At 64.8% G+C, this 21,912-nt stretch carries 21 protein-coding genes; 15 read left to right on the plus strand and 6 right to left on the minus strand.

Going from position 1 to position 21,912, the window contains the following annotated elements; all coding sequences use genetic code 11:
* Positions 1–27 precede the first annotated feature (27 nt).
* Both HYH07_RS34330 and HYH07_RS34335 read left to right on the plus strand, forming a co-directional pair.
* Positions 28–813: a thioredoxin family protein gene (locus HYH07_RS34330; protein WP_220006613.1), complete on the plus strand. Its 786-nt coding sequence runs from the start codon at positions 28–30 to the stop codon at positions 811–813.
* Positions 810–1,076: a hypothetical protein gene (locus HYH07_RS34335; protein ID WP_220006614.1), complete on the plus strand. Its 267-nt coding sequence runs from the start codon at positions 810–812 to the stop codon at positions 1,074–1,076. The genes HYH07_RS34330 and HYH07_RS34335 overlap by 4 nt, the downstream gene beginning before the upstream one ends.
* Before the next feature lie 227 nt (positions 1,077–1,303).
* Here the strand turns inward: HYH07_RS34335 and HYH07_RS34340 are convergent, their stop codons facing one another.
* Complete coding sequence (locus HYH07_RS34340; RefSeq protein ID WP_220006615.1) at positions 1,304–2,008, minus strand: L,D-transpeptidase; 705 nt, start codon at positions 2,006–2,008, stop codon at positions 1,304–1,306.
* Positions 2,009–2,282: 274 nt separating this feature from the next.
* On the opposite strand from HYH07_RS34340, the gene HYH07_RS34345 reads away from it, so the two are divergent.
* From HYH07_RS34345 to HYH07_RS34355, 3 genes are all read left to right on the plus strand, one after another.
* On the plus strand, positions 2,283–3,335 hold the full coding sequence (locus tag HYH07_RS34345) for a glycosyltransferase family 1 protein (RefSeq protein ID WP_220006616.1): 1,053 nt from the start codon (positions 2,283–2,285) through the stop codon (positions 3,333–3,335).
* Positions 3,336–3,367: 32 nt separating this feature from the next.
* Positions 3,368–4,057 carry a methyltransferase domain-containing protein gene (locus HYH07_RS34350; protein ID WP_220006617.1) on the plus strand — a complete coding sequence of 230 codons (690 nt, stop codon included), beginning with the start codon at positions 3,368–3,370 and terminating at the stop codon, positions 4,055–4,057.
* Positions 4,058–4,203: 146 nt separating this feature from the next.
* Positions 4,204–4,863, plus strand: coding sequence for a hypothetical protein (locus tag HYH07_RS34355; RefSeq protein WP_220006618.1), 660 nt, complete (start codon positions 4,204–4,206; stop codon positions 4,861–4,863).
* A 178-nt stretch (positions 4,864–5,041) separates the two neighbouring features.
* Here the strand turns inward: HYH07_RS34355 and HYH07_RS34360 are convergent, their stop codons facing one another.
* Complete coding sequence (locus HYH07_RS34360; protein ID WP_220006619.1) at positions 5,042–6,706, minus strand: aminotransferase class III-fold pyridoxal phosphate-dependent enzyme; 1,665 nt, start codon at positions 6,704–6,706, stop codon at positions 5,042–5,044.
* Positions 6,707–6,741: 35 nt separating this feature from the next.
* On the opposite strand from HYH07_RS34360, the gene asd reads away from it, so the two are divergent.
* Positions 6,742–7,605, plus strand: coding sequence for an archaetidylserine decarboxylase (gene asd, locus HYH07_RS34365; protein ID WP_220006620.1), 864 nt, complete (start codon positions 6,742–6,744; stop codon positions 7,603–7,605).
* Between the two features lie 69 nt (positions 7,606–7,674).
* Entirely contained in the window at positions 7,675–8,244 is a 570-nt protein-coding gene (locus tag HYH07_RS34370) for an NUDIX hydrolase (RefSeq protein WP_220006621.1), read from the plus strand.
* A gap of 128 nt (positions 8,245–8,372) precedes the next feature.
* Here HYH07_RS34370 and HYH07_RS34375 read toward each other — a convergent pair whose 3' ends face one another.
* Together HYH07_RS34375 and HYH07_RS34380 are read right to left on the minus strand one after the other, a co-directional pair.
* Positions 8,373–9,800, minus strand: coding sequence for a FecR domain-containing protein (locus tag HYH07_RS34375; RefSeq protein WP_220006633.1), 1,428 nt, complete (start codon positions 9,798–9,800; stop codon positions 8,373–8,375).
* Between the two features lie 306 nt (positions 9,801–10,106).
* A complete protein-coding gene (locus tag HYH07_RS34380; protein WP_220006622.1) occupies positions 10,107–10,883 on the minus strand; it encodes a DUF2147 domain-containing protein in 777 nt (258 codons plus the stop codon).
* Positions 10,884–11,138: 255 nt separating this feature from the next.
* Between HYH07_RS34380 and HYH07_RS34385 the strand changes: the two genes are divergently transcribed.
* The 6 genes from HYH07_RS34385 to HYH07_RS34410 all read left to right on the plus strand — a co-directional run bounded on the left by HYH07_RS34385 (position 11,139) and on the right by HYH07_RS34410 (position 17,963).
* On the plus strand, positions 11,139–12,341 hold the full coding sequence (locus HYH07_RS34385; protein WP_220006623.1) for an extensin family protein: 1,203 nt from the start codon (positions 11,139–11,141) through the stop codon (positions 12,339–12,341).
* Between the two features lie 230 nt (positions 12,342–12,571).
* Entirely contained in the window at positions 12,572–13,870 is a 1,299-nt protein-coding gene (locus tag HYH07_RS34390; RefSeq protein ID WP_220006624.1) for a M20 family metallopeptidase, read from the plus strand.
* The gene (locus tag HYH07_RS34395) at positions 13,867–14,700 is read left to right on the plus strand and encodes an ABC transporter permease (protein WP_220006625.1); all 834 of its coding nucleotides are present in this window, start codon (positions 13,867–13,869) and stop codon (positions 14,698–14,700) included. The genes HYH07_RS34390 and HYH07_RS34395 overlap by 4 nt, the downstream gene beginning before the upstream one ends.
* A gap of 22 nt (positions 14,701–14,722) precedes the next feature.
* Positions 14,723–15,733: an ABC transporter substrate-binding protein gene (locus HYH07_RS34400; RefSeq protein WP_220006626.1), complete on the plus strand. Its 1,011-nt coding sequence runs from the start codon at positions 14,723–14,725 to the stop codon at positions 15,731–15,733.
* Positions 15,734–15,785: 52 nt separating this feature from the next.
* A complete protein-coding gene (locus HYH07_RS34405) occupies positions 15,786–17,150 on the plus strand; it encodes an amidase family protein (RefSeq protein ID WP_228749962.1) in 1,365 nt (454 codons plus the stop codon).
* A gap of 165 nt (positions 17,151–17,315) precedes the next feature.
* Entirely contained in the window at positions 17,316–17,963 is a 648-nt protein-coding gene (locus HYH07_RS34410; protein ID WP_312016715.1) for a Crp/Fnr family transcriptional regulator, read from the plus strand.
* Between the two features lie 19 nt (positions 17,964–17,982).
* Here the strand turns inward: HYH07_RS34410 and HYH07_RS34415 are convergent, their stop codons facing one another.
* A complete protein-coding gene (locus HYH07_RS34415) occupies positions 17,983–18,336 on the minus strand; it encodes a DUF6665 family protein (protein ID WP_220006628.1) in 354 nt (117 codons plus the stop codon).
* Between the two features lie 55 nt (positions 18,337–18,391).
* Positions 18,392–19,027: a TetR/AcrR family transcriptional regulator gene (locus tag HYH07_RS34420; protein WP_220006629.1), complete on the minus strand. Its 636-nt coding sequence runs from the start codon at positions 19,025–19,027 to the stop codon at positions 18,392–18,394.
* Positions 19,028–19,234: 207 nt separating this feature from the next.
* Here HYH07_RS34420 and HYH07_RS34425 point away from each other — a divergent pair, with 207 nt between their 5' ends.
* Together HYH07_RS34425 and HYH07_RS34430 are read left to right on the plus strand one after the other, a co-directional pair.
* The gene (locus tag HYH07_RS34425; RefSeq protein ID WP_220006630.1) at positions 19,235–20,545 is read left to right on the plus strand and encodes an HlyD family secretion protein; all 1,311 of its coding nucleotides are present in this window, start codon (positions 19,235–19,237) and stop codon (positions 20,543–20,545) included.
* Positions 20,546–20,574: 29 nt separating this feature from the next.
* Positions 20,575–21,912: DHA2 family efflux MFS transporter permease subunit (locus HYH07_RS34430; RefSeq protein WP_220006631.1), on the plus strand; the 1,338-nt coding region annotated here is incomplete at its 3' end.

A 21,912-nucleotide genomic window follows, 5' to 3' on the forward strand; every position in this document is an offset into this window, starting at 1 on the left:
TGCGGCGAGCGAGAGATTTGGAGAGCCATGATGACATCAGCCAACAAAGCAGCGACCAACGGAAAGCCCGCCATGCTAACACCGCCGGTGGTCTCGCCGGAGGAGTGGGAAGCGGCCCGTCAGGTGCTGCTGGTGAAAGAGAAGGCACATACCCGCGCCCGCGACGCACTCGCCGCCGAACGCCGGCGCATGCCGTGGATGGAAGTGACCAAAACCTACGCATTCGAGACGCCATCCGGCAAGGCCAGTCTGCTCGATCTGTTCCAGGGCCGGCGCCAGCTGATCCTGTACCGGGCCTTCTTCGAGCCTGATGTGTTCGGCTGGCCCGACCATGCCTGCCGCGGCTGCTCCATGGTGGCCGACCAAGTCGCCCATGTGGCGCATCTGAACGCCCGCGACACCACGCTGGTGTTCGCCTCAAGGGCTCCGCAGCCGGATATCGCGCGGCTGAAGGCGCGGATGGGCTGGAACATTCCCTGGGTCACCATCACCGACAGCTTCGATGCCGATTTCGGCGTCGGCGAGTGGCACGGCACCAACGTGTTCTACCGCGACGGCACGCGCATCTTCCGCACCTATCTGATCAAGAGCCGCGGCGACGAGCAGATGGGCGGCACCTGGAACTATCTCGACATCACCCCGCTCGGCCGCCAGGAGGTGTGGGAGGATTCACCGGCGGGCTATCCGCAGACGCCGACCTACAAATGGTGGAACTGGCACGACAGCTACGAGGCGGGTGCAGAGCCCGACAAGAAGTGGGTCGAGGTCTCCGACGCCGGCGAGATCGCGCTCCGCACGCCGGGTGCCCAATGAGCGACGTCCATCCCGCCAGCGCCAGGCGTGACGGCAGCGAGGCCGCATCCCAGCTCGGCCGATGGCTGGGCCTTGCGGCCACGCCCACCTTCGCGGCCATGGCGGTGCTGACGGCCGCCTTCAGCGGCGGCCCGGCGGACATGCTCTGCTCCGCCGGGCACGGGCTGTCGCTGGGCGGGATGGTGCCGATGTATCTCTTGATGAGCGCGTTCCATTCGGCGGCGTGGCTGCGGTTGCTCTCGGAGTGGCGGGCGCGGGAGTAAGCGGCGCCTCGTGCCCGCCTCGCCCTTCGAGACGCCGCCGACGCGGCTCCTTCAGGGTGAGGCCAACTGGCATCTGTCGCTGCTGCAGCATCGAGTTGCACACTTCGGCCTCATCCTGAGGAGCCCGCCTTAGTGCGCGTCTCGAAAAATGGCCGCAGGCACGAGCTCCAAACGAAAACGGCCCCGGTCTTGCCGGGGCCGCTTGCATTTCAAATCTCGTTCGTTGCTTACCTGAGCTCCGCGCGCCGCTCGGTCATCGGCAGCACGATCACCTTGGTGCCGACGTTGACGCGGGCGTAGAGGTCGGAGACGTCGTCATTGGTCAGGCGGATGCAGCCGGAGGAGACGTGCTTGCCGATTGTGTCGGGGGCGTTGGTGCCGTGGATGCGGTAGACGGTGCCGCCGAGATACATGGCGCGGGCGCCGAGCGGGTTGCCGGGGCCGCCGGCCATGTGGCGCGGCAGATAAGGCTGGCGCTGGATCATCTCCGGCGGCGGGGTCCAGTCCGGCCACTCCGCCTTCTTGGTCACCGACTGCGTGCCGGACCAGGTGAAGCCGTCACGGCCGACGCCAATGCCGTAGCGGATCGCCTGGCCGTTACCGAGCACATAATAGAGATAGGTGTTGGGCGTATCGATGACGATGGTGCCTGGCGCTTCGCGCGTCGCATACGAAACGGTCTGGCGGCGGAAGCGGGCCGGCGTCTCGACGGCGTCCTGGTTCTCCGACGGCGCGGCCTGGTAGGTCGGCGCAGAATAGGGCTGGTAAGGCTGAAGCGGCTGCGGCGCAGTCATCGTCGGCGGCGGCTGGAAGAACGGGAAGAGCTGCACGGGCGCGGCTTTGGCCGGGCCGGCACATGCGATTGCAGCAACGGCCACTGCACTGACGGCAACGGCCCGCGAATACGTCCTGAACGTGTCCAGATTGAACATTGGTCGCCCCTGTTTGCGTGGTGTTTCTTGGTCACCCCGGCACCGTTGCGGTGCTCCGTTGCTCAAGTTCCTAATGGAAACAAGTTTCGGGACGTTTGCGCGGAAAATCGAAAACGGTTTCATCGCGGCAAGGATTGTTTCATGACAGTTTCGTGGCTGCCTGGGTTCATTAACGAACAAAACAGTGGGCCGACACTTCTGTGACGTCACACGCCTGAAATATCCGTGGTTGATGGTCGATGCCTGAGAATCATCAAACTCTCGGGATTTCCCCATGCGGGTATTAATCGCGACCGACGCCTGGCATCCGCAGGTCAACGGTGTGGTCCGGACATTGACCTCGCTGGCTGCCGCCGCCAAGGCGCTCGATGTCGAGATCGACTTCCTGACCCCTGACGGCTTCAGGTCCTGGCCGCTGCCGACCTATCCGGGCATTCGCATTGCGTTGCCGAGCGGGAAAGAGATCGCGCGCCGGATCGAGAGGTGCGCGCCCGAAGCCCTGCACATCGCCACCGAAGGCCCGATCGGCTGGGCCGCGCGGGCCTATTGCCGCCGCAACGGCCTCGCTTTCACGACGTCCTACACCACGCGCTTTCCGGAATATGTCTCGGTGCGAACAGGCATCCCCGATGCCGTCGGCTACGCCGTGTTGCGCCACTTCCACGATGCCGCCGCCATGACCATGGTGGCGACGCCCTCGCTGCGGCACGAGCTTTCGGCGCGCGGCTTCAAGCGGCTCGGCTTCTGGGGGCGCGGCGTCAATACCGAACTGTTCCATCCCGATTCTCCGGCCAAGCTCGATCTGCCGCGCCCGATCTTCATGACTATGGGCCGCGTTGCGGTCGAGAAGAATCTCGAAGCCTTCCTCTCGCTCGATCTGGCCGGCACCAAGGTGGTCGTCGGCGACGGACCGCAGAAGGCCGCGCTGGAGAAGAAATATCCTGATGTGGCCTTCCTCGGCGAGAAGAAGGGCGCCGATCTCACCGCGCATCTCGCCGCCGCTGACGTGTTCGTGTTCCCGAGCCTCACCGATACGTTCGGCGTGGTGCAGCTCGAGGCGCTCGCCTGCGGCACGCCCGTTGCAGCGTTTCCGGTAACGGGACCGAAAGACGTCATCGCCGATCATCCGATCGGCGCGATCGACCATGATCTGCGCGCCGCTTGCCTGCGCGCGCTCACCATGTCGCGCGAGGCGTGCCGCAACTTCGCGCTGGAGCGCTCCTGGGAAAACAGCGCGCGCCAGTTCGTCGGCAATCTCACCTCACTTCAGCCCAGCCGTGCCTTGCGCGCGGCGCCCATCATGGCGCGGCGGCCGGTGCGCGGTTGATTCATACTTTGACGCAGAGCGAGAACTCATCGATGGCTAAGATCATGAACCTTGACGGCACCCAGCAGCTCGACCTCACCCGTGGCTCGGTCGAACAGGCCTATGACCGCTGGGCGCCCGTCTACGATCTCGTGTTCGGCGGCGTGTTCGCCAAGGGCCGCCAGGCCGCGATCGCGGCCACCAACAAGATCGGCGGCCGCGTGCTCGAGGTCGGCGTCGGCACCGGCATCTCGCTGCCACTCTATGCCCCGCATCTGCGAATCTTCGGCACCGACATCTCGGACGCGATGCTCGACAAGGCCCGCCGCCGCGTTCGCGAAGGCAAGCTCAAGAACGTCGAGGGCCTCGCGGTGATGGACGCCGAGAAGCTCGAATTCCCCGACAATTCCTTCGACGTCGTGATGGCACAATATGTCGTCACCGCGGTGCCGAATCCGGAGAAGGCGCTCGACGAATTCGCCCGCGTGCTGCGTCCCGGCGGCGAGCTGATCATCCTGACCCGCGTCAGCGCCGACACCGGCATGCGCCGTTTCATCGAGCAGAAGCTGCAGCCGGTGGTGCGTCCGCTCGGCTTCCGCACCGCCGAGTTCGCCTGGTCGCGCTACGCCAAATGGCTTGCCGGCGCCAAGGGCATGGAGCTCGCCGAGCGCCGCCTGATTCCGCCGCTCGGCCATTTCTCGCTGGTGCGCTTCCGCAAGGTCGACATCGCCAAGGCAGCTTGAGCAAGGCAGCGTGAGCGGGCTGCACCGCTCGCGCGTTCTTTGCGTCATCGCGGCGCTGCACATCGTCATATGACAAAATGATGATGTCACACGCCGTACATCGAATCCCTGTAAATCCTGAACCCGAAAGCATTTTGGGGGAGAGCATGATCAAGAACTACCTCGAGCAGCTGCGGATCCAGCGCTGGGACGACCATCGCTACTATCACCACAGCCGCATCAATCAGAGCCTGCACTTCGTCAGCGCGCTGAGCTTCCTCTTTGCCTATGTCTGGCTGTTCGTCGATCCCATGATCTCGGCGCTGGTCGGCTGGCTGGTCTCGATGACCTCGCGCCAGGCCGGCCACTTCTTCTTCGAGCCGCACACCTACGACCACATCAACCAGGCGACGCACGAGTACAAGGAGGAGATCAAGGTCGGCTACAACCTTCAGCGCAAGGTGGTGCTGATGGCGATCTGGGCGGCATCGCCGCTGGTGCTGGTCGTCGATCCCACGCTGTTCGGCCTGTTCACGCCCTGGGCGAATGCGAGCGATTTCGTCCGCCAGGTCGCCAAGATCTGGCTGGCAGTCGGCGGCGGCGGTCTTCTGTTCCGTACCGTGCATCTGTTCTTCATCCGCGATGTCGAGACCGGCCTCGTCTGGATGACCAAGATCCTGACCGATCCGTTCCATGATCTGATGCTGTATCGCAGCGCTCCGCTCGCCCTGATGCGCGGCGAGCTGATGGATCCCGGCCTGCACCTCAACCCGGAGCACACGCTGGGCCTCGTCTCCGAGCCCGTGCTCGAAGAGCAGCACGCCTGATACAGCCGTCGCCCAGAACACGAATGTCCATGGTTTACGTCATGCCCGGGCTTGTCCCGGGCATCCCGTCTTGGAGCCGTTGCGCGGAAACACGTGGATGGCCGGACATAGGCGAGCGGAAGCGACGCCGCCCTTCGGACGGCTGTGCCCGGCCATGACGAGGATGGATGATCCTACCTCAGCGCCCGAAGCGCTTGGCCAGCATCTCTTTCAAAATCTGCCGCTTGATGGTCTTGTTGGTGAGTGCGCCGTCGTGCCACCAAAAGCCGTCCGCCTTCATCTTCTCGGCGGCGCGGACGAAGCGATCGGCGACTTCAGCGAAGTCGGCGTCGGTGTAGTTGAGGCTGAAGATCAGCCGGCCGGTGCCGACCCAGCTCAGCGCCAGGCCTTCGGCGCGCAGGTAATATTGCAGCATCCAATTGTAGCGGGACGGCGTGGTGTATTTCACTGTCCAGATCGAGGAGAAGCTAGCGAAGCGCACCGGCAGGTCGGCATCCTGCATCATCTGGTTGAGCTTGGTCACGCGCCCGTTCCAGGTCTCCTCCAGCCCGTCATAGACCGCGCGAAAATTCGGGCTGGCGAGTCGGCTCAGGAACTCGTCCATCGCCGTCATAACGTAGGGATGCGAGTTGAAAGTGCCGCGGGCAAAGCAGATGTCGGCGGGACGATCGTCGCGGAAGCGGCGCATCAGGTCGCGTCTGCCGCAGACCACGCCGACCGGCAGGCCGCCGGCGAGGCTCTTGCCGTAGGTCACCATGTCGGCCTTGACGCCGAAATATTCCTGGGCGCCGCCGGCGGCGAGCCGGAAGCCGACGAAGACCTCGTCGAAGATCAGCACGATGCCGCGCTGGTCGCAGACCTCGCGCAGCGTCTTCAGCCATTCGGTGTAGGCCGTGCGGTCAAAGTTTCCACCCCGCGAGGAATCGACCAGCGAGGAATCGCCGGGGGCGTTGCTGTTCGGATGCAGGCCCTGCAGCGGATTGACCAGCACGCAGGCGATGTCCTTGCGCGTCCTCAGCACGTGCAGCGTCTTCTCCGACATTTCGGACAGGGTGTAGGTCTCGTGCGTGGGAAGCGGATTGCCGACGCCGGGCTGCACGTCGCCCCACCAGCCGTGATAGGCACCGGCGAAACGAACCAGATGCGTGCGCTTGGTGTGGTAGCGCGCAAGGCGCACCGCCTGCATCACGGCTTCGGTGCCCGACATGTGGAACGAGACCTCGTCGAGGCCCGAGATCTGGCGGAGCCGCTGTACGTTGTCGAGGATGACAGGATGGTAGGGGCCGAGCACCGGGCCGAGCGCATGCGCGCGCTTCTCGGAACCCTCGATGCACTCCTTGTAGAAGTCGTTGCCGAAGATGTTGACGCCGTAGGACCCGGTGAGGTCGTAGAAGGTGTTGCCGTCGACATCGGTGACGGTGACGCCGCTCGAGGACTCCATGAACGCCGAGGTGCCCAGATGCTCGCGGACGAGGCGCGAGAACTGGAACGGCACGCGGTAGCTTTCGGTGAAATTGAGGTCGGAGATCATCTCGGCCGCCGCCTTCGTCATCGCGCGGCCCCTGGGGTAGCGATCGGCGTAGATGCGCGCCAGACGGAAGAAGGCGTCCTTGCGCTGCATCATCACATTGGCGGGCGCGCCGTCGCAGCCGAAATATTTGTCACCCTCGAACTCGTAGAACGGCAGCAGCTTGGCCACCCGGCGCGACATCTTGGAGTGTCCGGCGAGCGAGCGGTGCTTGGCGCGGGACAACTCGACCCGCGCCTTGATCTTCGGGAGGACGGCGGCAGCAGACGCTGCGGCGGCCGCGGACATCGAGAGAATCGGGAGTGTCGTTTCCATGACAACAAGCGCTAAACCTGTGAGCTGACAGATTCATGACAGTCAAAGCCCTGATCGCCTCTTTCACCCAGCAGGAAGACCTCAACTTCCTGCTGACCAACCGCATTCCCCGCGCAGCCCTGACTCGCTTCATGGGCTGGTTCTCCAAGATCAGGAATCCGCTGGTGCGGGATTTTTCCATCGCGCTCTGGAAGCTGTTCTCCGACCTCGATCTGTCGGAAGCGCGCCAGACCCATTTCACCAGCCTGCACGACTGCTTTACGCGCGAGCTGAAGCCGGGGCTGCGCCCGTTCGATCCGGATCCCTCGGTGGTCGCCAGCCCCTCCGACGGCATCGTGGGCGCCCACGGGAAGATCGCCGACACCGAACTGTTCCAGGTCAAGGGCGCGCCCTATTCGCTGCTCGACCTGCTCGGCGATCCTGCAATGGTCGAGCAGCACCGCAACGGCAGCTTCGTCACGCTGCGGCTGACCTCGAGCATGTATCACCGTTTCCATGCGCCTTACGACGCGCATATCGAGCGCGTCACGCTGATCCATGGCGACGTCTGGAACGTCAACCCGATCGCCTTGAAGCGCGTCGAGCGGCTGTTCTGCAAGAACGAGCGCGCGGTGATCCGTACGCATTTGTCAACCGGTGAGGCGGTGACGCTGGTGCCGGTGGCGGCCATCCTGGTTGCGAGCATCCGCTTGCACTTCCTCGACATGGTGCTGAACGCGCAGACCAGGGGACCGGTCAATTTTCCTTGCGACGTCAACGTCACCAAGGGCGAGGAGCTTGGCTGGTTCGAGCACGGCTCGACCATCATCATCCTCGCGCCGGGTGATTTTTCGTTCTGCGAGGGAATTGCGGAAGGGACGCGCATTCGTGCAGGTCAAGCGCTGCTGCGCCGGAACTAGTCTTCATTCCGCCGCGTCCGGCGTCTATATCGTCCACGGGGACGAATAGACGATATGACAGGATTGGTGATGGCGCGGGCGCCGGTGATGGCGGCGGGTGGTATTGTGTTGCGGCGTGGCGACGCGCCGCTGATCGCGATCGTGCGTCAACGCAAGCGCAATGAATGGGTCTTGCCCAAGGGCAAGCTCGACGACGGCGAAACGCCGAAGCAGGCCGCGCACCGCGAGGTGATGGAGGAGACCGGCCACGACGTCGTCATGCACGAATTCCTGGGCACGCTCGTGTATCAGTCGGGAGGGCGCTCGAAAGCGGTGCATTTCTGGCGGATGGAGGCCGAGGGCGGCCAGGTCCGGAAGTTGATGAACGACATCAAGGCAGTCGATTGGTTGCCGCTGGACGACGCGCTCGCGCGCCTCTCACGCGAATATGAGCGCGCCTTTCTCACCCAGGTCGGGCCGATCGCGATCGCCGCGGCCGGCCCTGCACCGTCACCCGCGCCCGAGCCGACGCCGGCGCCGGCTGCCGCCGACATCGACGCCGCCTTGCAGACGCTGACACCAGCCGAGGCTGCTTCGGTTGACGAGTTGCGGCATGGCCTGTTGCAGAAGGTGCGCGCCTGGCTGCGCGGCGAGGCGTGAGTCTTTTCGTTCGTTTCTCTCCACACCGTCATTGCGAGCGCAGCGAAGCAATCCAGGACCTTTCCGCGGAGGGACTCTGGATTGCTTCGCTGCGCTCGAATGACGGGGAGGGAGCGGAGCCCTCCGACCTACCGTTTCTTCTTTTCCTTCGGCGGCGGGGCCTGCGCGGGTCGGCGCGGCGCGGCGGGGCGTTGTGCGCCGGGCAGACGCTGCTGGAAGCCGGGCTGGCGTGGCGCGGCGCCTTGTTGCGGCTCGACGGTCGGTGGCGCTCCGGGCTGCAATCCGGTGTGCGGCGGCGTCAGCGGTGTGGTGCCGTTCGGCTGCGCGGGCGTGACCGCTCCTGGCCGCTGCGGACGTTGTCCGCCGCGCTGTGGCTGTGCCGGCGTCGCGGTCCCGGGTTGCGCGCCTTGTCCCGGACGCGGCTGGCCGGCCGGTCGACCCGTGCCCTGCTGGCCCGGTTGCTGCTGACCCTGGCCTGCGCGCGGCGTACCCGGCTGTGTCGCTCCGCCTTGTCCCTGCCCTTGGCGCTGCGGTTGCTGCGTGCCCTGACGGTTCGGTGCTCCGGGCTGCGGCTGCTGACCCGGACGGTTGTTCTGGCCGGGCTGGCCGTTCGGCTGCTGCGGGGTCGGCGTCGGGTTCGGACGCAATTGCTGTTGCTGCGGCACCTGCGCCGGCCGCGGAATGCGGCTCAACGCAGTCGGGTTGGCGCGGCGGAAATCGCGCTGCTCGGTGACGATCTGGCGTCCCGTGGTTTGCGCGGCGTGGACCTGGCTGACGATGCCGCGGTCGCGCGCGATCTGCTGTGGAGGAATCGTGATCGGGACCGCGGCGAAGCGCATGCCACCGGGGCCGGTCGCGCCGGGCCGGATCGCAAAGCCACTCGAGGCTTGCGTCAGCGCGCCGAGCCGCGTGCCGCTGGCGCGATCGTTGACGTCGATATGGCCGACCCGGCCGTCGGCGTCGGGATAGAGCTTGATGTTGACGTTGTTGGCGCTGCTCGCCGCCGCGTTCGCGGGCACGTCGACGACGCCGGTGGTGCCGCGGATGCCGAGCGTTGCCGTCGGCGTTGCGATCTTCATGTCGCCGGTCTTTGCCACCGCGGCCGCGACGAAGGCGACCGTGCCCTTGCCGATGTCGAAGATCGCCGAGTTCTGCTTGCCGCCGTCCTCATAGACGTAGTTGTCAATGGTGATCTTGGCGCTGGCGGAGAGATTGAACGTGGTGGCGTCGTTGAAGGTGATGCCGAGCGAGGAGTTCGAGGACGTCTGCACGACATCGTTGAGATAGATGTCGTCGCGCACCTTGAGCGGATAGGAGTTCTTGTCGCGGATCACGGTCGCAATTCCTGTGACGGTCGCGACGTTGCCGATCGGCTCCACGGCGGCAGGTTGCGCGTCCGCTGATGGCGCCGGCGAGGGGGAGGCCGTGGGCGTCGGCTGCGCTTGTGGCTGCGCCTGCGCGAGTTCGGTTGCGTCGGAGGCGCGCGCATTGTCCGCGCCTGCGAATGGCAGCGCCAGCAGCGACAAAGCAAACATGACGCGGCGCCAAGCCACCATCAAAGCCACGAATGAGGTCCCGGTGAGAACACAAGGCGAGATCGGCCGATATCAGCCGGAGATTGCTGAACGGCGGATGAACATCTGTTGCATGGGACGGGCGAACGTTCAAACGGCGTGTCCCTGAGGCGCACCGATATTTCCACATCGTCATGGCCGGGCATAGCCGTTTGAAGAACGGCGTCGCTTACGCTCGCCTATGTCCCGGCCATCCCCGTCTTGCTTTGCTGCACCAAGAATGTGGATGCCCGGGACAAGCCCGGGCATGACGAAGAGTTTGTGTGTGCCGTTGCGACCGCGCCGGTGTCAGCTCATGCGCTTCCAGGTCTGGCCGCCGCAGAACATTCCGCCGAAAGCGCAGCCCTGCACGCGCAGCGCGTTCGGGCCCTTCATGGCGATCGTCGAGTCGTAATTGCGGCCGGAATCGGGATCGTGGATGCGGCCGCTCCACTTGGCGCCGTCCGGCTTCATGTTGATCAGGATGCGCTCATTGGTCTTCTCGGCATAGCCGCAGAGATTGGGGCCGCACTGTTCGACGCGAACATTGCCCTTGTTCTCTTCGGTCGCCCACACGCCGATCGGCGTGTTCGCGGCCTGCACCGGCGCAACAGGAGCCGGCGCCGGCGGTGCTGTGTAAGCGGGCGCAGCAGCAACCGGCGCAGGCGCAACGACCGGAGCGGGAGCTGCAACGGGCGCAGGCTGCGTGGTCGTGTCGACGGACGGTGCGGCGGCAACGGCCGGGGCGGCGGGCGCGACAGCGGGCGCGGTCGCCTGCACCGGCGCTGGCGTCACGGGCTGCTGCTGCACTGGAGCCGGCGCGGGCTGCGCCGTCGTCGCGGGCGGTGTGCTGTCGCCATCGTCCTTGGAGGAGCCAAGGCCGTTGAGGTTGATGTTGTTGAGCCTGATCGGCTTGTTCGACAGGCCGGGCGCCACGATGGTGACGCAATCGAGCGAGGCGCAATTCCGCGGCGTCTCGATGCGGATGTTCTGGCCTTCGATCTGGAACGAGATCGAACTGCCGGCATGCGCGACGGCGGTCGAGGCGAGGAAGAGTGCCGCGGCGGCGATGGTGAGCTTGTTCATGACAACCTCCGAAATGGCTTGGGTCTCGAAAGGGCTTGGGTGCCGAGATGGATTGAAGTCGCCCCTGGGCCCGATGTGGTTCGACCCTAGGCCTGACTGCTGCGGCCTTCTGTGACGGACCTCACAACGGCAGCCGGGGCCAGCCAACGTCGCCTCGCTGCCGTCTGCACCTGCCGTGCGCGGCCGGCATGGTTAAGGAAGCTTGAAATCAACACGTTGAAGAGTCTTTAAGTAAATTCACCGAACCTGCCGCGCATGACGCGCGGAGTTCGTTTGTATCTCGTCGGCTCCATCGTCCTCGTTTCGCTCGCGGGTTGCGGACGCGGCTTTTTCCAGGCCGAACGCGAACCGTGGCGAGCCGAGGCCGAAGCGGCGTGCCTGAAATCGGGCGCCGTGAAAGAGAGCGCGGACATCGTCCGGATCGATCCGATCTCCGGCCCCGGCATGTGCGGCGCCGAGTTCCCGCTGAAGGTCGCCGCCATCGGTGAACCCGCCGGCAGCTATGGTTTCGCCGACGAGGAGCTGCGACCGCCCGGCAATATCGGCAACCAGCCGCGTTGGCCGGTGAGCCGGCCGCAACAGAACTATCCAGCCTCCGGCTATCCGCAGCGCTCGAACTATCCCGAAAGCGCGGTGCGCCAGCCCGCCGGCTATGGCGCGTCCTCTGGCCCGGTGTCGCTCAGCGCGCCTGGCGTCGCACCGCAGGAAGACGAGATCGATCTGCCGCCCGACGGAACGGACGCCGCGGGTGCCGCGCGCTATATGAATGCGCCGAGCTATCCGGCGCGGCAGCCCGCTCCAGCGCCGTATTCACAGGCGCCGGCGCAACAGCCTTTGCCGCGTCTTGGCCCTGCGCAGGGCGATCCCGTCACTGCCGTCGGTCCCGTCGCGGTGAAGCCGACGGCGACGCTCGCCTGTCCGATCGTGTCGGAGCTCGATCGCTGGTTTGCCGACAGCGTGCAGCCGTCGGCGATGCGCTGGTTCGGCGCCCGCGTGGTCGAGATCAAGCAGATCTCCGCCTATTCCTGCCGCGGCATGAACGGCAACCCGCACGCCCATATCTCCGAGCACGCCTTCGGCAACGCGCTCGATATCGCCGCCTTCACGCTTGCCGACGGCCGCCGCATCACCGTGAAGGACGGCTGGCACGGCATGCCGGAAGAGCAGGGGTTCCTGCGCGACGTCCAGTCGGGCGCGTGCGCACATTTCACCACGGTGCTGGCACCGGGCTCCAACGTCTATCATTACGATCACATCCACGTCGATTTGATGCGCCGTGCCAGCCGTCGCCTGATCTGCCAGCCGGCCGCAGTCTCCGGCGAAGAGGTCGCCGCGCGCGCGGGCAAGCACAATCCTTATGCGAACAGTCGCGATCCCTACGTGACCGGCTCGCTTGGCGGGCGCAAGAGCGGCAAGCACGAGAGGATCAACGAGGAAGACGAGTTCTCGGACGACTAGCCAGACGCGAGCCGCTCGCACGCTGAGGACAGTCTGTTCAGCCTGCGTTGCGTCTTCGGCAAAGCGGACCTGGGGCGCAAAAATTTGCGCGGTCAGGATTTCGGTCCAAATCATTGAACTGCAATCACTAATCACGTCCTGACGGGTATTTCGGGTGGTTGGCACAGTCGCTGCAATGAAGGTGCTGCAACGAAGCGGCGCGGCCGGCGCCGTGAGCCATCGGAACCGTCATGCAGATGCCTGTCACCCCGCCTTATTCCGAACTCGAGCAGCGCGTGCTGTCGCGCATCACGGAGCAGCGCTGGCTTGAACTGGCATCGGAGTTGATCCGCACCGGCCAGCCCCGCTCCGGCAATCCACTCGATCCCGACCTGCCGCCGGCCGAGGAAGAGGCAATCTCGATGCTGGTCGCGGGCAAGCTCGAAGCCCTCGGCATGGAGGTCAGCAAGCACAGCGCGCAGCCGCACCGGCCGAACGTGCTCGGCGTGTTGAAGGGACGCGAGGGAGCGCCGTCGCTGATCCTCAACGATCACCTCGATACCTATCCGGTGGTCGAGCCGGAGAAATGGCACATGACGGATTTCGATCCGTTCAAGGCCACGCGTCACGGTGACCTGCTCTATGCCCGCGGCACATCCGACACGCGCGGCAATCTCGCCGCATCGCTGCTGGCGGTGCAGGCGCTGATCGAGGAGGGTGTGAAGTTCGATGGCACATTGATGTGCTGCTACACCGTCGACGAGGAGCGCAACGGTACCGAGGGCTCCATCTATATGTTGAGCAAGGTCGGCCTGACCGCCGACTACGAGATCACTGCGGAGCCGACGGCCTGGGGCGACGTCTCCGGCGATTGGGGCATGAACCTCTCGGTCGCCAATTCAGGTCATTGCCTGGTCGAGGTGACGGTCCAGGGCATCAAGTCGCACATCTGGCGGCCCGACATCAGCGTCAACGCCATCATGGAGGCGGCCAAGCTGCTGCCGAAGCTGAAGGAGATGGCGTTCACGCATGTCCCCAGCAAGTTCATGGGCCACACGCCACCTTGTTGCTCGGTGGTGCGCATTCGCGGTGGCCTGCCCGGCGAGATGCAGTTCTCTCCGGATGCCTGCACCATCACGCTTGCGGTGGTCGGCGTCGTGCCCGGCATGACGCTGGACAGCGTCCTGTCCGACATCGAGCGCCTCGGCAAGGAAACGTTTGCGGGCGTCAACGACGTCAAGGTCGCGGTGCGCCAGGTACCGGGCTCTCTGTTCGTCAACGCAACCGAGCCGGTGCCGGTGGAGGAGGAGCCTTGCCGCTCCTTGCGCGCGGTGTACCGGCGCCTGATGGGCCGCGAGCCCGGCGTCAATCGCAAGAACGCCTTCAACGACACCATCCGCTTCCGCGAGGCCGGCATCAACGCGGTGACCTTCGGTCCCGGCGAGGACGGCTGGGCCGTCGACAACGAGAACATCTCGATCACCAAGTCGGTGATGGCGACGCGGATCTATGCGCTGACCATCATGCAGATCCTGGGAGTCCGAACATGAGCGTCGAGGCTAGCCCCATGGCCATTCCGATCTCGGCTGATCGCACGCGGCGCGGCAGCCTGAGGCTCCCGAAGGTCTCGCGGTCCGTTCTGCTCTCGACGCTCACCGTCGCCGTGCTGCTGGCGACATGGGCCGTCGTTACCGAGATGGGCTGGGCCAACGAGCTTTTTCTGCCGAAGCCGCAGGCGGTGTGGGCTGCCTTCATCAAGACCATGACCAAGGGCTACCAGGGCGCAACGCTGCTTCAGCATCTCGGTGCCAGTCTTTATCGCATTCTCGTCGCTTTCGCCTTGGCCTGCCTGATCGGCATTCCGCTGGGAATCCTGATGGGTGTCTCGCGCAATGCGCGCGCGCTGCTCAATCCGCTGATCGAGTTTTACCGGCCGCTGCCGCCGCTCGGGCTCTACACGCTGCTGGTGATGTGGCTCGGCATCGGCGAAAGCTCGAAACTGTCGTTGCTGTTTCTCGCCGGCCTGCCGGGCATCGTCATCTCGACGATCCAGGCGGTCACAAGCGTCGATCCGGTCTATGTGCGTGCCGCGCAATCGCTCGGTGCGACCCGGCGCGACCTGCTGTTTCACGTCTATTTGCCCGCAGCCGGTCCGCTGATCCTTGCCGGCATGCGGATCTCGCTTGGCTTCACCTACACCGTTCTTGTCGCCGCCGAGATCGTTGCGGCATCCGCCGGTATCGGCTGGATGATCTGGGACGCCGCAAAGTTCCTGCTGTCCGACGTCGTGATCATGGGCCTGATCGTGCTCGGCCTCACCGGCGTCGTGCTCGACCTGATGATGCGCGGCATCGCGAAACTGTTGATGCCATGGGCTTGAATCCAATCCGAGGGAGATCAGTATGATGAAGAGACTTGTTGCCGCGCTCGCTCTTGCTACGCTCGCACTCACGTCCACCGCTCGCGCCGAGGACAAGCCGGCCAAGATCACGGTCGGCTATCTCAACCTGGTGAACGCGCAGCTCGTGACAAAACACCTCGGCCTGCTCGCCAAGGAGATGCCTGACGTCGAGATCAAATACGTCAAGGTCGGAGGTGGTGGCGACATGCTGCGCGCGATCGCCGGCAACGACGTCGATTTCGGCGGCCTCGGCAATCCGCCGACAGCGATCGGGGTCACGCGTGCCTTGCCGATCAAGGGTATCCTCGTCATCAACATGCTCGACTATGTCGAGTCGATGGTGGTCCGCACCGACAAGAACATCACCTCGTTCAAGGACCTCAAGGGCAAGACGGTCGCCGCGCCGTTCGGCTCGACCACGCATTATCTTCTGCTCCAGGCGTTGAAGGACGAGGGCGTCGATCCCGCTTCCATGAAGATCCTGGATCTCGCGCCGTCGGATATCGCAGCGGCCTGGCTTCGCGGTGACATCGATGCCGCCTGGTTCTGGGAACCGAACCTCGACAAGGCCGTGAAGAACGGCGGCAAGATCCTCATCACCTCGGGAGAGATGGCCAAGCGCGGTTACCCGACCTGGGACATCGGCGTCGTCATGAATGCGTTCGCGGACAAATATCCTTCCTACGTCGAGAAGTTCGTCAAGGCCGAGTGCGAGGGGATCGATTTCTGGCTGAAGAATCCGGAGAAGACGGCCGAGATCATCGCGGAGGAACTGTCGCTGCCGCTCGAGGATGCAACGCGCATGATGAAGGGCACCGGCATGGTCCCCTGCGACAAGCAGCTCACCGGAGAATATCTCGGCACGTCCGCAAAGAAAGGCAAGTTCGTCGATACGCTGGTGTCGACCGCCGACTTTCTGGTCAAGCAGGAGCGACTGCCGAAACTGCTGCCTCGCACCGACTTCGAAACCTTCGTCCAGCCGGCCTATCTCGAGAAAGTCATCGGCCACTGAGGGCAGTGCCGGCGGGCTCGTCTCGCCGGCATAGTCCCGTTGCTGCAGGTACATGAACGACATGGATATCGCGCCCCGCCATCTGCGCGCCGCCTATCGCAGCGGCGCGCTCAAGCCATCCGATGTCGCCACGCATGTGCTGTCGCGCCTTGGGGATGCCGACCAAAGCGGCGTCTGGATATCGAAAGCCAAACCCGAGAATGTCATGGCCTCCGCGCGTGCGCTCGATGCGCGCGCCCATGAAATCGACAAGCTGCCGCTCTACGGGCTGATCGTCTCGGTGAAGGACTGTATCGATGTCGCCGGCGAGCAGACCACTTCGGCCTGTCCGGAATTCGCTTATGTCGCGAAAGCCACGAGCCCGGTTGTCGCCGACGCCATCGCCGCGGGAGCGATCTATATCGGCAAGACGAACATGGATCAGTTTGCCACCGGCCTCGTCGGTGTGCGCTCGCCCTATGGCATCGCGCGCAACCCGCATCATCCGGACTACATTCCCGGCGGCTCCAGCTCGGGCGCCGCGGTGTCGGTCGCGTCAGGCACATCGTCTTTTGCCTTCGGCACTGATACTGGCGGATCGGGCAGGGTGCCGGCGTCCTATTGCGGTGTCACAGGCTTCAAGCCGGCACCGGGTGCGTTCAGCCAGCGGGGCATGGTCTATGCTTGCCGGAGTTTTGATACCATCTCGCTCTACACGCGGGAGCCGGGCGACGGCTATGACGTCTATCGGGCGCTGGCGCGACGCGATCCCGAGGATTGCTTTTCACCAGTCGATTTTGCCGGCTGGACGGAGCAGATGCCTCCGACGCGGCCATTCCGGATCGCGACACCTCGACCGGACCAGCTCAGGTTCTTCGGCAACGAAGAGACGGAGAGGCTGTTCGGCGGCGGGCTTCGCAAGTTGCGGCGGCTCGACATGTCGGTCGCTTCCACCGATTTTTCGCCGTTCACCTCGATCAACGATCTGATGTTCTTCGGGCCGTTCCTCGCCGAGCGGGATGTTTCGGTCGGCGCGTTCCTCGATGCCAATCCGGATGCCGGCCTCGGGATCGTGCGCGATCTCGTCGTCGGCAGCCGGAAGTTCACCGCGGCGGACGCCTATCGCGCGCTCTACAAGGTCAAGGAGGTGCAGCGTTCGCCGCGTGACTTCTGGCCAACTCACGACGCGTTGGTCGTGCCGACGGTCGGAACCGTCCTCACGATTGACGACGTCGCGCGCGATCCGCTGACGGCAAATTTCAACAATGGCTACTACACGAACTACGCCAATCCGCTGGGGCTCGCCGCAATCGCGGTGCCGAATGCGATGACCAGGGCGGGCGTGCCCTATGGCGTCACCTTTCTGGCGCCGGCGGGGCGGGAGCGCCTGCTCACCGACCTCGCCTGCGCATTCACGGAGGCGGAAGCCCAGGCTTGAGCATTTCCCCCGCGTTGCAATCCGACCGGAGACCTCCTAGCCTTCGAGCCGTCGCTCGAAGGGAGACCGATTGTGGGGCGCAGTCATGCGCATGAGGAGGCAGATCCGGGTCAGCCTTCAAGTGGGCCTTGCGCCGAGGTGCAAAGGGCCGGGACCGGACGTTTTGTGCTGAAGGCGCTCGACAAGGCCGATCTCGACCTGGTGATGCGGACCGGCAGGCTCGCGGCCTACCAGAACCGCGAATATCTGCTGCGGGAGGGAGAGCCCGCGAACGGCATCCACATCATCCTGAACGGGATCGTGGAAAGTACCCATGCCGGCACACAGGGACGCGAGCTGATGCTGGCGACCTGGGAGGCCGGCGACTTCGTCGGTGCGCCCTACATTCTCGGCGATCATCGCCATAGCTGGTCGGCCCGGGCGCTTGGCCGGGTCGAGGCGCTGCATCTCGACCAGGACGCGATCCGAACGTTGATCGCACGATCGCCGTCGTTTGCGGTGGCACTGATCGAGTGCCTCGGCTTCAAGGGCGAGACCTATTCGATGCTGGCGCAGACGCTGGCGGGGCAGAAGGCGGCGGAGCGGCTGGTGCTGCTGCTGGTGAAGCTGTGCGAGAACGCTGCTCAGGACGAGAATGGCCCGATTTCGCTCGGCCGCATCACGCAGGCCAACCTGGCGCGCATGATCGGTGCGACACGGCAGTCGATCAGCCTGATCCTCGGCCGGCTGCAAGATGACGGCATCATCTCGACCGGTGCGACCAAAATGGTCGTCAACGATCTCGCGGCGTTGAGGAAGCAGGTGACCGATTAGCGCTCGACGCCGCGCACAATCATTTCGAAGCCGGCTTCGACGGCGGCGGGGCCAGCCCCATGCAGAGCTGCACCTCGGCCGGGACGTCGTAGGTCCGCATAATATGGCGGCTGTCGCGCAGGCCCGTGGCTTCGCGCTGGACCACGAACATCCAGAGCGCCTGACCGGCCTCCATCACCAGCTTGCGCCTGGCAGGCTGCATCGCGGCTGGCGTCTCCGAGGACGAGTCCGAGGTTTCATGGGCGGCGTCGAATTCGCGCAGGCGCGCGAGCGCCTGCTCGAGCGTGCGGCCCATCCGTCCAAGCGCCGAGGCTTGTTCCTGGACGATCTCATAATGGAGGATATCGACCGGCGGGCGAAGGTCACGGGACATGGCGCTCAATATAAAGCGGCACGAACCGCAGGCGCAACGCGTCGCCGGCTTCCGCTCACTTCGCCTTGTACGCGGCCAGGAACATCCGCGTCGCGCTGTCGATCACTTCCGTCATGCGCTCTTCCGAGGGCGGCGGTGCGGCCTGGAAGATGAGCGGCAGGAAGAGTGAGGCCTTGCTCAGTTCCATGAACTGCGAGGCCGCAAGGTCGCAATCGTCGATGGCGAGATCGCCGGAGGCGACATGGGCCTTCAGATATTCGGACAGCCGGTTGATGGTCTTGTCCAGCACGCGCAGATAATAGCGGCGGCCGACGTCGGGCATGCGCTCGGCAATCGCCATCACGGTGCGAATCGCCGATCCGCCGCCGGGCCGGCAGAGCAGATGCAGATAGGCCTGGCCGAAATCCTTCAGCGTGGTCTCGGCATCGCGCGCAGGGTCGAAATTGAACACGACCTGGCCGTGAAACAGCGCTTCCTCCTCGAGGATGGCTTCGAACAGCGCGCTCTTGTCGGCGAAGTAGACGTAGAGCGTCCCCTTGGAGACGCCGGCCGCGCGCGCGATCTCACCCATGCTGGCGCCGTCAAAACCCAGATCCATGAACACCTTGCGGGCGCCGGCCAGGATCTGGCGGCGCTTGGAGCTGTCCTCGTCCGGGAGGGCGTGCAGATGTTCACGGCTTGCTGCAACCATTGGTTCAGGGTCTCCAAAGGTTTTGGCGCGGTCTTGGCGCGGTCTTGGGGTGATTGAACCCAAATAAAGGATTCGGGCCAGTAGGGTCCGCCCGGGAATATTTAGTATATTGACCGAACCGTTCGGTCAATGGTATTTGAGATGAGTGAGCGGGATTGCGGCCGTGCCACGGCTGCCCCCGATCGCGTTTTTATTGGGGAGGCCTTTATGGCCACATCGAGAGACCAGGCTGCGCGCGTCCTTCGCCAGGAAGCGGTGGAGACGACGACGGCGAACGGCGAAGCTGCGACCGGGACGTCCGCAGCCCTCGCCGAGCAGTTGCGGTCTCATGTGGTCGAAGAAAGCAAGCGCCGCACCGGCGAGGCGACGCCGGAGAAGCCTGTGACCAATCAGCCGGCTCCGACCGCCCCCGCCGCTGCGGTGCCGAAACCCGGCAAGCGCAAATTCGTCATGATGGGCGTTGGCCTGGTGCTGGCGCTCGCAGCCGCGGGCTATGCCGGTTACTACACGCTGGTCGGCCGCTTCTATGTCTCGACCGACGACGCCTATGTCCGTGCCAACAATACCATGCTGGGCGCGCGCGTGGCCGGCCATATCTCCTCGATCCTGGCCAGAGACAACACGCCGGTGCATGCCGGCGAGATCGTCATGCGTATCGACGACGGCGACTACAAGATCGCTGTCGACGCCGCCGCGACCAAGATCGCGACCCAGCAGGCCACCATCGACCGCATCGGCCGCCAGGTCGCGGCGCTCGACAGCCAGGTCGCGCAGGCCAAGGCACAGCTCGTTTCGGCCGAGGCCGGGCTCAAGCGCGCCGATCTCGACTATGAGCGCCAGCAGGCACTGAGCAGCAAGGGCTTTGCCTCGCGCGCGACCTTCGAGAGTTCGGAAGCCGGCCGCGACCAGGGCGCAGCGGCGGTCAAGGCCGCGCAGGCCGCCTACGATGTTGCGGTGAGCAATGTCGATGTCGCCAAGGCCCAGCAGGCCGAAGCCCAGGCGCAGCTCGCCGAGCTCAAGACCGCGCTCGCCAAGGCCGAGCGCGATCTCGGCTTTGCGGCGGTGCGCGCACCGGTCGACGGCATCTTCTCCAACCGGCTCGTCAACGCCGGCGATTTCGTTGCCGTCGGCCAGCGCCTCGGCAATGTCGTGCCGCTCGACGAGGTCTATATCGACGCCAATTTCAAGGAGACGCAGCTCAAGCGGATTCGTCCCGGCCAGCCGGTGACGATCAAGGTCGACGCCTACGGCATGCGCAAGTTCTCCGGCGTCGTCGACAGCATTGCGGCGGGCGCGGGCTCGGTGTTCACGCTGCTGCCGCCCGACAACGCCACCGGCAACTTCACCAAGATCGTGCAGCGCGTCCCGGTCCGCATCCGCGTGCCGAAGTCGGTCGCCAAGCAGAACCTGCTCCGCGCCGGCATGTCGGTCTACGCCACCGTCGACACCAACCAGGGCGCCGCCGACGCCGACAGCGAGATCGATCTCGACGATCCCACCATGATCCATCCGCAGTAGGCGCGCGATCGGCGCTGCGAGGTCAGACCATGGCGAACGCCACGACTGCTACCCCTGCCATGCTGGCGGATCCCGCTTCGGAGCGCATCGCGCCGAAGCGGCTGTTCGCCTTCATCATCATGGTGTTCGGGATGTTCATGTCGATCCTGGACATCCAGATCGTCTCGGCGTCCTTGAGCGAAATCCAGGCCGGCCTGTCGGCAAGCTCCAGCGAAGTCTCCTGGGTCCAGACCGCTTATCTGATCGCCGAAGTGATCGCGATTCCGCTATCGGGGTTTTTGTCGCGCGCCTTCGGCACAAGGCTCCTGTTCGCGATCTCCGCGGCCGGCTTCACGATTTCGAGCCTGCTCTGCGGCTTCGCCACCACGATCGAGGAGATGATCCTGTGGCGCGCGCTCCAGGGCTTCCTCGGCGCCGGCATGATTCCGACGGTGTTCGCCTCGGCCTACACCGTGTTCCCGCGGTCGAAATTCCACATCGTCGGTCCCATCATCGGGCTTGTTGCGACGCTGGCTCCCACTGTCGGGCCGACGGTCGGCGGCTACATCACCGATTTGATGTCCTGGAACTGGCTGTTCTTCATCAACGTCGTGCCGGGCATCGGCATCACCCTCGGCGTCTGGGCGCTGGTCGATTTCGACGAGCCGCATTTCGAATTGCTCGACCGCTTCGACTGGTGGGGCCTGCTGTTCATGGCCGGCTTCCTCGGCACGCTGGAATATGTGCTGGAGGAGGGGCCGCAATATGAATGGCTGCAGGACACGTCGGTGGCGATCTGCGCCGCGATCTGCGCCGTCTCGGCGATCGCCTTCTTCGTGCGTGTCTTCACGGCAGCCGAGCCGATCGTCAACCTGCGCACTTTCTCCGACCGGAATTTCGCCGTCGGCTGCACGCTGCAATTCTGCATCGGCATCGGCCTGTACGGCCTGACCTACATCTATCCGCGCTATCTCGCCGAAGTGCGCGGCTACAGCGCGCTGATGATCGGCGAGACCATGTTCGTCTCGGGCATCACCATGTTCCTGGTCGCGCCGCTGGTCGGCCGGCTCATGGCCAAGCTCGACATGCGCTACATGATCGCGTTCGGCCTGATCGTGTTCGCGATCGGCTCCTACCAGATGACCTGGATTACGCGCGACTACGATTTCTACGAGCTGCTGATGCCGCAGATCCTGCGCGGCGTCGGCATGATGTTCGCGATGGTGCCGACCAACAACGTCGCGCTCGGCACGCTTGCGCCCGAGAAAGTGAAGAACGCGAGCGGCCTGTTCAACCTGATGCGCAATCTCGGTGGTGCCGTCGGGCTCGCCGTCATCAACACCGTGCTCAATAATCGCACCGACCTGCACATCACGCGCCTTCAGGAG

The sequence above is a fragment of the Bradyrhizobium sp. BR 10261 genome (genome assembly GCF_019455395.1).
GTDB classification, from domain to species: domain Bacteria; phylum Pseudomonadota; class Alphaproteobacteria; order Rhizobiales; family Xanthobacteraceae; genus Bradyrhizobium; species Bradyrhizobium manausense.

Bases quoted from the DNA above. Each gene is read 5' to 3' on its own strand.
- HYH07_RS34330 (WP_220006613.1), top strand. From the start codon at position 28: ATGATGACATCAGCCAACAAAGCAGCGACCAACGGAAAGCCCGCCATG.
- HYH07_RS34335 (WP_220006614.1), top strand. From the start codon at position 810: ATGAGCGACGTCCATCCCGCCAGCGCCAGGCGTGACGGCAGCGAGGCC.
- HYH07_RS34340 (WP_220006615.1), bottom strand. From the start codon at position 2,008: ATGTTCAATCTGGACACGTTCAGGACGTATTCGCGGGCCGTTGCCGTC.
- HYH07_RS34345 (WP_220006616.1), top strand. From the start codon at position 2,283: ATGCGGGTATTAATCGCGACCGACGCCTGGCATCCGCAGGTCAACGGT.
- HYH07_RS34350 (WP_220006617.1), top strand. From the start codon at position 3,368: ATGGCTAAGATCATGAACCTTGACGGCACCCAGCAGCTCGACCTCACC.
- HYH07_RS34355 (WP_220006618.1), top strand. From the start codon at position 4,204: ATGATCAAGAACTACCTCGAGCAGCTGCGGATCCAGCGCTGGGACGAC.
- HYH07_RS34360 (WP_220006619.1), bottom strand. From the start codon at position 6,706: ATGGAAACGACACTCCCGATTCTCTCGATGTCCGCGGCCGCCGCAGCG.
- asd (WP_220006620.1), top strand. From the start codon at position 6,742: ATGACAGTCAAAGCCCTGATCGCCTCTTTCACCCAGCAGGAAGACCTC.
- HYH07_RS34370 (WP_220006621.1), top strand. From the start codon at position 7,675: ATGGCGCGGGCGCCGGTGATGGCGGCGGGTGGTATTGTGTTGCGGCGT.
- HYH07_RS34375 (WP_220006633.1), bottom strand. From the start codon at position 9,800: ATGGTGGCTTGGCGCCGCGTCATGTTTGCTTTGTCGCTGCTGGCGCTG.
- HYH07_RS34380 (WP_220006622.1), bottom strand. From the start codon at position 10,883: ATGAACAAGCTCACCATCGCCGCCGCGGCACTCTTCCTCGCCTCGACC.
- HYH07_RS34385 (WP_220006623.1), top strand. From the start codon at position 11,139: ATGACGCGCGGAGTTCGTTTGTATCTCGTCGGCTCCATCGTCCTCGTT.
- HYH07_RS34390 (WP_220006624.1), top strand. From the start codon at position 12,572: ATGCAGATGCCTGTCACCCCGCCTTATTCCGAACTCGAGCAGCGCGTG.
- HYH07_RS34395 (WP_220006625.1), top strand. From the start codon at position 13,867: ATGAGCGTCGAGGCTAGCCCCATGGCCATTCCGATCTCGGCTGATCGC.
- HYH07_RS34400 (WP_220006626.1), top strand. From the start codon at position 14,723: ATGATGAAGAGACTTGTTGCCGCGCTCGCTCTTGCTACGCTCGCACTC.
- HYH07_RS34405 (WP_228749962.1), top strand. From the start codon at position 15,786: ATGAACGACATGGATATCGCGCCCCGCCATCTGCGCGCCGCCTATCGC.
- HYH07_RS34415 (WP_220006628.1), bottom strand. From the start codon at position 18,336: ATGTCCCGTGACCTTCGCCCGCCGGTCGATATCCTCCATTATGAGATC.
- HYH07_RS34420 (WP_220006629.1), bottom strand. From the start codon at position 19,027: ATGGTTGCAGCAAGCCGTGAACATCTGCACGCCCTCCCGGACGAGGAC.
- HYH07_RS34425 (WP_220006630.1), top strand. From the start codon at position 19,235: ATGGCCACATCGAGAGACCAGGCTGCGCGCGTCCTTCGCCAGGAAGCG.